This is a genomic window from Streptomyces sp. 4N124, assembly GCF_052245395.1.
Classification (GTDB): domain Bacteria; phylum Actinomycetota; class Actinomycetes; order Streptomycetales; family Streptomycetaceae; genus Streptomyces.
The window spans coordinates 302,419-314,622 of sequence record NZ_JBQQBS010000001.1; the positions used below are offsets into that span (position 1 = coordinate 302,419).

Sequence of the window (12,204 nt, forward strand, 5' to 3'; positions counted from 1 at the left end):
AGGGCGTGCTTCCGGCGTGCGGGCGCATCACCGCGCCCGGCCGGTCAGCTGCCGCGCAGCTCCTGCACGATCGGCTGCCACACCTCGGCGTCGATCTCGTACGCCGTGTAGAACGACACCCGGTCCACCAGCGCGCCGTACCGCCGCCGGATCTCCGCCGCCACCCGCTCCGGCTCGGCGACCACCGCGAAGGTGTGCAGGACGTCGTCGTCGACCAGCCCGCCCATCGCCTCCCACTTGTCCTCGCGCGTGGACTTGGACAGCGCGTGCAGCTCGTCGCCGAGGTCGCCCCAGCCGTGCAGTTCCAGGACGCCGCGATAGGCGGGTGTGCTGCCGTAGAAGGCGATCTGGCGGCGGGTGCCGGCCACCGCACGGGCCATTTCCTCCTCGGTGCGGCCGGTGGCGGTGAGGAGGAGATGGCTGACGGAGAAGTCCTCGCGGCTGCGGCCGGACTGGGCGAGCCCGGCTTCGGCGGTCGGCAGCGTGACCTCCCGCAGATACCGCTCGGTGGTGAAGCCGTGGGCCAGGAGGCCGTCCGCCACTTCGCCCGCCACCCGGGTCATCGCCTCGCCGACGGCGGCCACGAACACCTTCGGCGCGCCTCCCGGTGCGGGCGGCGGAGAGAAGAAGGGGGCCATCAGGGTGTGCGTGTAGAAGTCGCCGCGGAAGTCGAGTTTCGTGCCGTCGTTCCAGGCCGCCCATATGGCGTGGAGCGCGCTCACGTACTCGCGCATCCGGGCCGCGGGCCTGCTCCACGGCATCGAGAACCGCCGCTCGATGTGCGGCTTGATCTGGCTGCCGAGGCCGAGGGAGAAGCGGCCGTCCGCGTAGGTCTGGAGGTCGTGCGCCGTGTACGCGAGCTGCATGGGGGAGCGGGCGAAGGCCACCGCGATGGCGGTGCCGATCTCCAGGAGGTCGGTGTGCTCGGCCGCGAGCAGCAGCGGCAGGAAGGGGTCGTGCTTGGACTCCGAGGCCCACAGGCCGTCGTAGCCCGCCTTCTCGTGGTGCCGCGCCTCTTCGACGACCTCGGCGGTGCGCCACACGTTGAGCTTGCCGTCGACCTTCATGCCGCTCCCTGGACTCGGATGACGCGCTGTGCGAGACGTTCCCGGTGGTACGCCGGGTCGCCGAACAGCAGTTGTGAGGTCTTGGCCCGTTTCAGATAGAGGTGGGCCGGGTGTTCCCAGGTGAAGCCGATGCCGCCGTGCACCTGGATGTTCTCGGCGGTCGCCTGGAGACAGGCGTCGGAGCAGAAGGCCTTGGCCAGGCTTGCCACGGCGGGCAGTTCGGGGTCCTCGGCGTCGGCGGCGAGCAGCGCGTAGTGGGCGGCGGCCCGCGCCGACTCCACCTCCAGGAGGACATCGGCCAGCAGGTGCTTGACCGCCTGGAAGGAACCGATGGGCCGGCCGAACTGGTGCCGCACCTTCGCGTACGCCACGGCCATGTCGAGCGCCTGCCCGGCCACCCCGACCTGCTCGGCGGCCAGGGCGACGGCGGCCCGGTCGAGCACCTCCGACACCAGCCGCCACCCGTCGTCGCCGTGCGCACGCAACCGGGTCGCCGGTACGTCGTCGTAGTCGAGGCGGGCCTGGCGGCGGGTCGTGTCCATCGTGGTCAGGGGGGCGCGGGTCAGGCCGGGTGCGTCACCGTCCACGCAGAAGACACTGATGCCGTCGCCGCCGGTGCGGGCGACGGTGAGGACGACGTCGGCACTCGCGCCGTCCAGGACGAAGGTCTTGTGGCCGCTCAGGCGCCAGCTCCCCGCCTTTTCCCGCGCGGTGAGACACACCCCTGCGGCGTCCCACCGCGCGGAGTCCTCGGTCAGGGCGAGCGTCCCGACGAGTTCGCCGGAAGCCAGGCCGGGCAGCAGGCGCTTCTGCGCGTCCTCGTCGTCGCAGCGCAGCAGCGTGGTGGTCGCCATGACGGCCGAGGCGAGGAACGGCGCGCACAGCAGTGAGCGGCCCAACTCCTCCATCACGACGCCCACTTCGACCGGCCCGCACCCGGCGCCGCCGTACTCCTCGGGGACCGCGAGCCCCTGAAGGCCCAGCTCGCTCCCCATCCGCCGCCACAGCGCCCGGTCGAAGCCCTCGGGGGTCTCCATCAGCCGCCGCACCTCGGTCTCCGGTGAGGTGTCCGCCAGGAACGCCCGCACGGTGCGGCGCAGTTCCTCCTGCTCCTCGCTGAATGCGAAGTCCACGTGCCTGCTCCTGTTCCGCTCAGCGGGCGCCGCGCGCGGCGATGATCTTCTCGACGGCCGCGATGTGCTCCGGGTCGGTCATGCTGTCCTGCTCGGCGAGCAGCGCCGGTTCCAGAACGGCGGCGATCGCCTGCTCCAGGTGGAGGTTCACCGCCCGCTTCGTCTCGCGCAGCGCCTTGACGGGCAGCGTGGCCAGGCGCTGGGCGAGATCCATGGCCTCCGTGAGGATCTTGTCCTTCGGTACGACGCGATTGGCGATGCCCAGCCGGACCGCCTCCTCGGCGCTCACCCGGTCGCCCAGGAACAGCAGCTCCTTGGCGCGGGTCAGCCCGACGAGCAGCGGCAGCACGAGCGCGCCGCCGTCGCCAGCGACGAGTCCGACCTGGACGTGCGGGTCCGCGATGTAGGCGTCGTCGGCGATCAGTACGAGGTCGCTGAGCAGGGCGAGGCTGCAGCCGAGGCCCACCGCGGGCCCGTTCACCGCCGCGATGACCGGCAGCGGGCAGCGGACCATGCCGGTGATGATCCGGCGGGCCTCGTCGACGTTCCGCTCCCGGAAGGCCGCGTCCTGCTGGACCCGGGTCATGATGCCGAAGTTGCCGCCCGCACTGAACGCCCGGCCCCGCCCGGTGAGGACGACGACCCGCGCTTCCGGATCCGCTGCCACGTCTTCCCACACCGACGCGAGGCCCGCGTGCAACTCCTCGCTCATCGCGTTGAGTTGCTCGGGCCGGTTCAGCTCGACCAGCCGGACCGGTCCCCGGGCCGTCACCACCAGATCCGTCATCTCCACCGCCGTCGACCGCTTGCTAATGAGTCAGTAGAGTTGAATGCTATAACTAATTAAGCTGACTGGGAACCGAGTGTGGAGGGCATGTATGCCGGAGCAGGAGTACGAGACCGTAACGGCGGTATCGGCCGACCGGATCCTCACCGTCACGCTCAACCGGCCCGAGAAGCTCAACGCCTTCGACCCGCGCATGATGCAGGACCTGCTGGACGTCCTGGACGCGGCCGACGCCGACGACGATGTGCGCGTGATCGTGGTGACCGGGGCCGGACGAGGCTTCTGCGCGGGCGCCGACGTCAGCTCCGGCGGTGGGTCCTTCGACCACCGAAAGGCAGGTGCCTGGCACCGGGACACCGGCGGCCGGGTGGCGCTGCGCATCTTCTCTTCGGCCAAGCCGGTCATCGCCGCGATCAACGGCCCGGCGGCCGGTGTCGGCGCCAGCATGACCCTGCCCATGGACATCCGCCTCGCCTCGACCTCGGCGAATTTCGGCTTCGTCTTCGCGCGCCGCGGCATCGTCCCGGAGTCCGCCGCGAGCTGGTTCCTGCCGCGCGCGGTCGGCATGCAGCGGGCCATGGAATGGGTGGCCACCGGCCGCGTCTTCGGCCCCGACGAGGCACTGGCCGCCGGGCTCGTACGCTCCGTCCACCCGCCGGAGGAACTGCTCCCGGCGGCGTACGCCCTCGCGCGCGAGATCGCGGAGAACACCTCGGCCGTGTCGGTCGCCCTCGCGCGGCAGATGATGTGGCGGATGCTCGGCGAGGCCCACCCCATGGCCGCGCACCGTCTCGACTCACGGATCATGAGCCAGATCGGCGGCGGCCCGGACCCGACGGAGGGCATCGAGTCCTTCCTCGCCAAGCGCCTGCCGGAGTTCCCCGGGCGGGTGAGCAAGGACATGCCGCCCGTCTATCCGTGGTGGCCGGAGGACGAGTTCCGGCCCTTCGGGGAGTAGGGCGCTGCCGGGCCGGAGGGCATCCGCGGCGATGCGACGGAGCTCGTCGGGGCGGTCGGCCAACCCGGCGAAGATGCGGCATCGTGCTGTCAGGCGTACAGACACTGTGGGAGACCGGATGACGGCGTTCGACTACATCGTGGTGGGGGCCGGTTCGGCGGGGTGCGTGCTCGCCAACCGCCTGTCCGCGGACCCCGGGACGACGGTGCTGCTGATCGAGGCGGGCGGCAGGGACTCCACGCCGCTGATCAAGATGCCCAAGGGATTCGGCAAGCTGCTGGGCGACCCCCGGTACGCCTGGCACTACCCGGTGGAGCCGGTGGGCCCGACCGGGCGGGTCGAGCACTGGGTGCGGGGACGCACGCTCGGGGGATCGAGCTCGGTCAACGGCATGGTCTACAACCGCGGCGACCGGGCCGACTACGACGATCTGGAGCGGCTCGGCAACCCCGGCTGGGGCTGGGACACCATGCTCCCGGTCTTCAAGCGGATCGAGGACAACGCGCTCGGCGCCTCCGAGGTCCGGGGCGCGGGCGGGCCGTTGCACATCTCGACCGCGTCGCGGCCGGAACCGCTCTGCGAGGAGGTGATCGCCGCCGGGACCGGACTCGGCTGGCGCCGCACCGACGACCTCAACGCGAGTGACGACGAACGCATCGGCTACGCCATGGCCACCATCAAGAACGGGCAGCGCTTCAGCGCCGCCCGGGCCTTCCTGCACCCGGTCGCAGACCGGCCCAATCTGACCGTCGCCGTCGACACCCTGGTCACCGCGGTGGTCACCGAGAAAGGCCGGGCCGTCGGCGTACGGACCCGCAGTAAGGGACAGCAGACCGAGGTCCGCGCCCGACGCGAGGTGATCCTCTCCGCCGGCAGCATCGCCACGCCGAAGATCCTGCAGCTCTCGGGCATCGGACCGGCCGAGACGCTCAAGGCGGCCGGCATCGACGTCCTGGCCGACAGCCCGCACATCGGCGGCAGGATGCGCGAGCATCGCTGCTTCGTCGTCCAGTACCGGCTGGGAGACAACCTCGGCTACAACAAGGCGCTGAGCACCCCGCTGCGGCAGGGCCTGTCCGGCGTGAAGTACCTGACCACCCGCCGTGGACCGCTGGCCGCTCCCGCTTTCGACGTCATCGCCTTCTTCAAGAGCCGCCCCGAACTCGACCGCCCGGACGCCCAGTTGCTGATGGCGCCGGTCTCCCTGACCCCGGAGATCCCCGGCAAGGAGCCCGTAGTCGAGCGCGAGCCCGGCGTGATGGGCCTCGCCTACATCCTGCGCCCCACCGCCGAGGGGAGCCTGCACATCACCTCGGCCGACCCCGAGGCACCCCTGACGATCACGGCCAACTACTACGGCTCCGACCACGACCGCACGGTCGGCACCGCCCTGTTCCGCAGGATGCGCGAACTCTTCGAGACCGCGCCGATCGCCGGGCGGATCACGGCCGAGACCCTGCCTGGCCCCGCGGTGCGGGAGGACCAGGAGATCATCGACGCGGGCCTCGAGCACGGCCGCTGCGGCTACCACGCCATCGGCACCTGCGCCATGGGCCCGGCCGAGGACGACGCCGTCGACGCACAGCTGCGCGTGCGCGGAGTCGAGGGCCTGCGGGCCGTCGACTGCTCGGTCATGCCGACGATGGTGTCCGGCAATCTCAACGCACCGATCATGGCGATGGCCTGGCGGGCGGCCGACCTCATCCTCGACGGGAGCTGAGAAGTGATCACCATGGCCGGTTCGAAGAGATCTGGCTGAAACATTGTCGTAGTTTCCCCGAAGTGTTAGCGTCCGGACGGCGAGCATTCAGTTGAATGCGCTAAACCATTCATCGCCTGGACGGTGACCATGAGCGATGGTTTTCTGTACGACTCCTACCGCGGTGTCGACTGGGGGACGGCCACCGCGGACGCCATCGCGGCGGCCCCGCTGCCCCCGCCGGACCAGGGCGGACACTTCCGGCAGTGGACCGACGACATCCGGCATGTGCTCGGTGTCGCCCCGACGACCCACCGGGCCGTGGCGGGCTGGCCGCAGCTCCAGCCCGAAGGGCCGGGTCTGTGGGACCGGACCGCCCTCGACCGCTGCGACCGCGCACTCGACTCCCTGCTCGCGCGCGGCCTGAAGCCCAGCCTCACCCTGCTCCATCTGTCGCTGCCTCCGTGGCTGGACGCCTCCGGCGGCTGGCTCGTACGCGACACCGCGAACCGCTTCGCCGAGTACGCCGCCGAGATGGGCCGCCGCTTCGGCGACCGGGTCGACCGCTGGATCACCTCGACCGACCTGGCGAGCCCCACGCTCGCGGACCATGTGGCCGGAATGTATCCCCCGAGCCGTGGCATCGGCCGGGCGGGACTGCCCGCGGTCCACCACATCCTGCTCGCCAACGGGCTCGCCACCCAGGCGCTGAGGGCGACCGGCACGCACGGCCGGATCGGCACCACGGTCACCCTCGTCGGCGGCTATGCGGCCACCGACGACCCGTACGACCGCCTGGCCGTGGAGCGGCTGGAGAGCTGGACCAACCGCATGTTCCTCGACCCGATGCTGCTCGGCGAGCACATGGTCACCGAGGACGACGTCTCACCGGTCGAGGCCACCGGCTGCGTACGCCCCGGTGACCTGGACACCATCGCCACCGCGCAGGACCTGCTGAGCCTGTCCTGGTACAACCCGTTCCGCGTCACCGCGCCGGAGAACCTGCCCAGGGCGCTCCCGGTGATGAAGTGCCTCGGCGCCCTCAATGAGGTGAACCGGCTGCTCGTCGGCCTCGGTTTCGCCCTGATCCCCTTCGACGACGTGGAGACCACGGCGTACGGCTGGCCGATTCTCCCCGAAGGCCTCGCCGATGCCGTCGCCGCCCTGCACGACCTGTACGGCGACCTCCTGCCGCCCCTGTCCATCGTGGACAACGGCATGGGCGACCTGGACCTCGTCGACCACCGGGGCCGCCGCGACGACGCCCGGCGCCGTGCGCTGCTCGGCGCCCGGCTGTCCTGGCTGGCCCGGGTCGTGTCGCGCGGAGTCGACGTGTGCGGCTACGAGTACTGGTCGGTGCTCGACAACATCGAGGCGAAGCTCCGCTACACCCGCCTGTACGCGATGGGCGTCCCCGACCGCACTTTGCCGCCCCGCCCGCCGATGCCCGCGGACTGGGTCCACGGGGGAGCGTTCGCCCCCGCCCCCATCGGGTCGCCCACCGGACTCCACGCGGTGCCGAGGGCTCAGGGCGCCGGAGCCTCGTAGTCCCTGCCGCGGATCAGCCGTACCGGCGTGTAGACGAGCACCTCCTCGTCGCGCTGGTTGCGGACGGAGATCCGGCTGGTCACCACGCCCCGGCCCGGCTTGCTGGACGGCCGTGAGTCCGTCGTCTCGACGACGGCGTACAGCGTGTCACCGACGTACACCGGACCCTTGACCGTCAACTCCATGTGCAGGAACGCCAGGCCCGTGCCGTGCAGCACGTTCGTCTGCAGCACCAGTCCCTCGGCGATGCAGTACGTGAGTCCGCCCGGCACCAGCCGGCCGGTGTAGCCGCCGTCCGCGGCGTGCGAGGCGTCCCAGAAGAGCGGCTCGGTGAAGCCGCCCCAGGTGACGAAGTTGACCAGGTCGGTCTCGGTGATGGTGCGGCGCGCGGTGCGGAAGGTCTGCCCGACGGGCATCTCCTCGAAGGTCAACCCCCGGACGAGCAGGGGCACTTCAATGGTGGTGGACTCCGATGTCATCGCGGGCTCCTCAGAGGTCGAGCGGGTGCTTGGCGGCCACGCCCTCGAAGTCCGGGGCGCGCTTCTCACGGTGGGCGGCGAGCCCCTCGGTGACCTCGTGCCCGCCGAAGCCGAAGAACTCAAGTCCCAGGGAGGCCTCGAAGAGCGGTCCCGCCGTGCGGTACCAGTGGTTGAGGGAGCGCTTGGTCCAGCTCAGCGCGCTGGCGGGTCCGGCGGCCAGGGCGGTCGCGAGGCGCAGCCCTTCGGTGTGCACCTCCCCGTCGTCGACGCACTTGGAGACCAGGCCGATCCGCTCGGCCTCCTCGCCGGTGAGCGTCTCGCAGGTCAGCAGGTAGTACTTGGCCTTGGCCATGCCGCACAGCAGCGGCCAGCAGATCGCCGCATGGTCGCCGGCCGCCACGCCGAGCCGGGTGTGCCCGTCGACGATCTTCGCCCGGCGTCCGGCCACGGAGATGTCCGCCAGCATGCCGATCACCAGCCCGGCGCCGACGGCGGGACCGTGGATCGCCGACACCACGGGCTTGGAGCAGTTGATCACCCCGTACACCATGTCCCGCGCCTCGCGCATCACCCGCGCACGCACCGTGTAGTCCTCGGTCATGGCCTCGATGGAGTCGAAGGTCCCGCCGGCCGAGAAGGCCTTGCCCGCGCCCTGGACCAGGACCGCGCGCACGTCGTCGTCCCGGTCGACGACCGGCCAGATGTCGGCCAGCTCGCCGTGCATCCGGGGATCGACCGCGTTGAGGTGGGGGGCGTCGAGCACGATCCGGAGCACCCCGGGCGCGGGCCGCTCGAAGGTCAGGCTCGTGAACTGCTCATAGGGATCCGTCACGTCATGCTCCTGGTGTATTCAGTTCGGATACTATAATTATCTAACTGTATCTGGGCGGGCAACACCGAGGACGGGAAGCTCGGGATGGATCTCACCTTCAGCGAGGAGCAGGACGAACTGCGCAAGGTCGTACGCTCGTTCCTCGCCAGACACTCCGACGAGGCCGCCGTACGCCGCCTCGCCGCCGACCCGCGCGGTCTCGACGCGCTGGTCTGGCGGCGCATGGCCACCGAACTCGGCCTGCAAGGACTCGCCATACCGGAGGAGTACGGCGGCTCGGGCTTCGGTTACGTCGATCTCGGCATCGTCTTCGAGGAGGCGGGCCGCGCCCTGCTCTGCGCGCCGTACTTCGCCACCGTGGCCCTGGCCGCCGAGGCGCTCCTGCGCTGCGACGACGAGCAGGCCCGCGCCGACCTCCTGCCCGGCATCGCGTCCGGCGCGACGGTGGCCACGCTGGCGCTGACCGAGGAGAACGGCCGCTGGGACGAGACGGGCATCGGCCTCACGGCCGGGGACGACAACCGGCTCACCGGAGTCAAGACGTACGTCCCCGACGGCCATCTCGCCGACCTCTTCCTGGTCGCCGCCCGTACCGCGTCCGGCATCAGCCTCTTCGCGGTCGAAGCCGACGCCCCGGGCCTGACCCGCAGCCTCCTCCCCACCCTCGACCAGACCCGCAAACAGGCCCGCGTGGAGTTCCAGGACACCCCCGCCCGGCTGCTCGGCACCGAGGGCACCGCCTGGCCGGTGCTGAGCCGCACCCTCGCCACCGCCTCCGTCCTGCTCGCCGCCGAACAGGTCGGGGGAGCCGCCGCGGCCCTGGACACCGCCGTGTCCTACGCGAGGATCCGCGTCCAGTACGGCAGGCCGATCGGCTCCTTCCAGGGCGTCAAGCACATGTGCGCCGACATGCTCACCGAAATCGAGTCGGCGCGCTCGGCGGCGTACGGCGGCCTGTGGGCACTGGACGCCGGGGACGAGACGCAGACCGCGATCGCCGCGGCCCTGGCCCAGGCCTTCTGCTCGGAGGCGTTCACCAAGGTCGCGGGCGACAGCATACAGGTGCACGGCGGAATCGGCTTCACCTGGGAGCACCCCGCCCATCTCTACCTGAAGCGGGCCAAGAGTTCCGAGGTGCTGCTGGGGACGCCCGCCTACCACCGGGAGCTGCTGGCCGCCCGGCTCGGCATCTAGGAGAGCGACATGGAGATCCCGGAGAACGACATGGAGCTGGACTTCGGACCCGCGGTACGCGACTTCCGCGACGAACTGCGCGACTGGCTCGCCGAGCATCTGGTGGGGGAATTCGCCGAGCACAAAGGGGTGGGCGGCCCGACCGACGGCACGGCCTGGGAGGTGCGGCTCGCCTGGGACCGCGAGCTGTCCGCCGGGAACTGGCTGGGCGTGGGCTGGCCGAAGGAGTACGGCGGCCGGGGACTGGGCCTCGTCGAGGAGATCGTCTTCGAGTACGAATACGCGCGGGCCAACGCCCCCTACCGGGCCACCTGCAGCGCCCTCGACCTGCTCGGACCGATGCTGCTCGCGATGGGCAGCGAGGAGCAGAAGAAGCGCTTCCTGCCGCCGATCCTCGCCGTGCAGGAGCTGTGGGGCCAGGGCTTCAGCGAGCCCGGCGCCGGCTCCGACCTGGCGTCCGTCCGCACCCGGGCCCGACTCGACGGCGAGGAGTGGGTGATCGACGGGCAGAAGGTCTGGATGTCCTTCGGCGACCACGCCGACTGGCTCTACGTCCTTGCCCGAACCGACCCGGATTCCCAGCGGCACAAGGGCCTGACCATGCTGCTGGTGCCGACCGACCAGCCCGGCGTCGACATCCGCCCGATCCGCAACCTGGCCGGCCAGGACGAGTTCGCCGAGGTCTTCCTCTCCGCCGCACGCACCCCTGCCGACCTGGTCGTGGGCGAGGTCGGCGGCGGCTGGCGCACGGCGATGACCACGCTCGGCATCGAACGGGGTACGACCCTGCTGCCCCTCCAGCTCAGCTACGAGCGTGAGGCCGACGCCCTGATCGAGCTGGCCCGGGAGCGCGGCGCCCTCGACGACCCCATGCTGCGCCGCCGGATCCTGGACGCCTGGATCTCCGTACGGATCATGCGCACCACCAACATGCGGACCGTCGCCGAACTGATCGCGGGCCGCACGCCCGGCGCCCAGGCGACCACGGCAAAGCTGTACGCCTCCACGCGCCACCAGCAACTCGGCCATCTGGCCATGGAACTGGCGGGCCCCGCGGGGCAGATCGTCGGCGAGGACTACGGCCTGGACACCCGGCAGCGGTCCTTCCTGCTCTCCCTCGCGGAGACGATCTACGGCGGTTCCAGCGAGATCCAGCGCAACATCATCGGCGAGCAGGTGCTCGGACTCCCGAAGGACCCCCGGCCATGAGCAGGCCGGCGGACCGTATCGACCGCATCGAGTCCCAGCTGGCCATCCAGCAACTCCCCATCCGCTACGCCCTCGCGGTCGACGGCCGTGACCTCGACGCCTGGGTCGGCTGCTTCCGGCCCGACGTGGACCTGGGACGCCACGGCAGCGGCCGGGAGGCCCTGCGTGCCTACATCGAGCCTCTCGTCCGCGGCTTCCACCGCTCCATCCACCAGATCTGCGGTCACCGCGTCGAGTTCACCGGCCGCGACACCGCGACGGGCTCGGTGTACTGCCGGGCCGAGCACGAGGTGGGGGAGCGGTGGATCGTCATGGCGATCCGCTATCTCGACGACTACGCGCGCGTGGGCGGCGAGTGGTACTTCTCCCGGCGCCGCGAGCAGCACTGGTACGCGGCCGATGTGACCGAGCGCCCGCAGTCCGTCGGCTTCAACAGTTGGGCGGGGGCCGGTGATCCACCACTGCCGGACGCCTTTCCCACCTGGGCCCCCTTCTGGAAGGAGACGTGAATGCGACTGCACAGGAAGGTCGCGCTGGTCACCGGCGGCGGCCAGGGCGTGGGCCGCGGCATCGCGCTCGCGTTGGCCACCGAGGGGGCCGCCGTGGTGATCACGGGCCGCACCGAGAGCAAGCTGAAGGACACGGCCGCGGAGATCGCCGGGCGCGGGGGCCGGGCACACACCGTCGTGGGGGACGTGTGCGAACGCTCCGACGTCGACCACATGGTGGCGGAGACGGTAGGGGAGTTCGGCGCGCTGGACGTGCTCGTCAACAACGCACAGTCCTCGGTACAGCGGCGGCTTGAGCAGACGTCGTACGACGATCTCGAACTCGCCTATCGCAGCGGGCCGTTGGCGACGTTCCATGCGATGCAGGCCGCGTTCCCCTGGTTGCGGGAGAGCCGGGGCAGCGTCGTCAACCTCGGTTCGTCGACCGCCGTCCAGGGCGATCCGACCTTCGCGTCCTACGCGATGGCCAAGGAGGCGATCCGTGGTCTGACGCGGGTCGCCGCGCGGGAGTGGGGCACGTACGGGATCCGGGTGAACGTCATCTGCCCGGCCGCGCTCAGCCCGGCCGCGGAGCTGTATCTCACCGCCCACCCCGAACACGCCGAACGTCTCGCCGCGGACATTCCGTTGGGCCGGCTCGGTGATCCGGAGGAGGACATCGGGCGCGCGGTGGCGGCGCTGGTGAGCGACGACATGGCGTATCTGACGGGGGCGACGCTGATGCTGGAGGGCGGCCGCACGCTGATCGGTTGAGGGATGCGAATCGCTGACCGCGGGCGGGCCGGTGCG

Annotated in this window: 12 protein-coding genes; 7 read left to right on the top strand and 5 right to left on the bottom strand. The window is 71.0% G+C overall.

The window, feature by feature from the left end:
* Nucleotides 1–44: 44 nt before the first annotated feature.
* Genes ACTWQO_RS01365 through ACTWQO_RS01375 form a run of 3 tightly spaced genes read right to left on the bottom strand, consistent with a single transcriptional unit; the run spans nt 45 to nt 2,987 of the window.
* Nucleotides 45–1,067: an LLM class F420-dependent oxidoreductase gene (locus tag ACTWQO_RS01365; RefSeq protein ID WP_443235311.1), complete on the bottom strand. Its 1,023-nt coding sequence runs from the start codon at nt 1,065–1,067 to the stop codon at nt 45–47.
* Entirely contained in the window at nt 1,064–2,200 is a 1,137-nt protein-coding gene (locus tag ACTWQO_RS01370; RefSeq protein ID WP_443235312.1) for an acyl-CoA dehydrogenase family protein, read from the bottom strand. Before ACTWQO_RS01370 ends, ACTWQO_RS01365 begins: the two co-directional genes overlap by 4 nt.
* A 19-nt stretch (nt 2,201–2,219) precedes the next feature.
* On the bottom strand, nt 2,220–2,987 hold the full coding sequence (locus tag ACTWQO_RS01375) for an enoyl-CoA hydratase/isomerase family protein (RefSeq protein ID WP_328437025.1): 768 nt from the start codon (nt 2,985–2,987) through the stop codon (nt 2,220–2,222).
* Nucleotides 2,988–3,078: 91 nt separating this feature from the next.
* Between ACTWQO_RS01375 and ACTWQO_RS01380 the strand changes: the two genes are divergently transcribed.
* The 3 genes from ACTWQO_RS01380 (at nt 3,079) to ACTWQO_RS01390 (ending at nt 7,192) form a co-directional block, all read left to right on the top strand.
* Nucleotides 3,079–3,945, top strand: a complete 867-nt coding sequence (locus ACTWQO_RS01380) for a crotonase/enoyl-CoA hydratase family protein (RefSeq protein WP_443235313.1) — start codon at nt 3,079–3,081, stop codon at nt 3,943–3,945.
* A 118-nt stretch (nt 3,946–4,063) separates the two neighbouring features.
* On the top strand, nt 4,064–5,665 hold the full coding sequence (locus ACTWQO_RS01385) for a GMC family oxidoreductase (RefSeq protein ID WP_443235314.1): 1,602 nt from the start codon (nt 4,064–4,066) through the stop codon (nt 5,663–5,665).
* Between the two features lie 129 nt (nt 5,666–5,794).
* Nucleotides 5,795–7,192 carry a family 1 glycosylhydrolase gene (locus tag ACTWQO_RS01390; RefSeq protein WP_443235315.1) on the top strand — a complete coding sequence of 466 codons (1,398 nt, stop codon included), beginning with the start codon at nt 5,795–5,797 and terminating at the stop codon, nt 7,190–7,192.
* Here ACTWQO_RS01390 and ACTWQO_RS01395 read toward each other — a convergent pair.
* Together ACTWQO_RS01395 and ACTWQO_RS01400 are read right to left on the bottom strand one after the other, a co-directional pair.
* Complete coding sequence (locus ACTWQO_RS01395) at nt 7,171–7,671, bottom strand: MaoC family dehydratase (RefSeq protein ID WP_443235316.1); 501 nt, start codon at nt 7,669–7,671, stop codon at nt 7,171–7,173. The genes ACTWQO_RS01390 and ACTWQO_RS01395 overlap by 22 nt on opposite strands.
* Nucleotides 7,672–7,681: 10 nt before the next feature.
* Nucleotides 7,682–8,503 carry an enoyl-CoA hydratase/isomerase family protein gene (locus tag ACTWQO_RS01400; protein WP_443235317.1) on the bottom strand — a complete coding sequence of 274 codons (822 nt, stop codon included), beginning with the start codon at nt 8,501–8,503 and terminating at the stop codon, nt 7,682–7,684.
* Nucleotides 8,504–8,587: 84 nt separating this feature from the next.
* Here ACTWQO_RS01400 and ACTWQO_RS01405 point away from each other — a divergent pair, with 84 nt between their 5' ends.
* From ACTWQO_RS01405 to ACTWQO_RS01420, 4 genes are read left to right on the top strand one after another with little or no spacing between them, the layout of a single operon-like run.
* Entirely contained in the window at nt 8,588–9,697 is a 1,110-nt protein-coding gene (locus ACTWQO_RS01405; protein ID WP_443235318.1) for an acyl-CoA dehydrogenase family protein, read from the top strand.
* A 30-nt stretch (nt 9,698–9,727) separates the two neighbouring features.
* Entirely contained in the window at nt 9,728–10,906 is a 1,179-nt protein-coding gene (locus ACTWQO_RS01410) for an acyl-CoA dehydrogenase family protein (RefSeq protein WP_443235418.1), read from the top strand.
* Complete coding sequence (locus ACTWQO_RS01415; RefSeq protein ID WP_443235319.1) at nt 10,903–11,415, top strand: nuclear transport factor 2 family protein; 513 nt, start codon at nt 10,903–10,905, stop codon at nt 11,413–11,415. The genes ACTWQO_RS01410 and ACTWQO_RS01415 overlap by 4 nt, the downstream gene beginning before the upstream one ends.
* A complete protein-coding gene (locus ACTWQO_RS01420; protein WP_443235320.1) occupies nt 11,416–12,168 on the top strand; it encodes an SDR family NAD(P)-dependent oxidoreductase in 753 nt (250 codons plus the stop codon). It begins immediately after the preceding gene.
* The last annotated feature ends 36 nt before the right edge of the window (nt 12,169–12,204 follow it).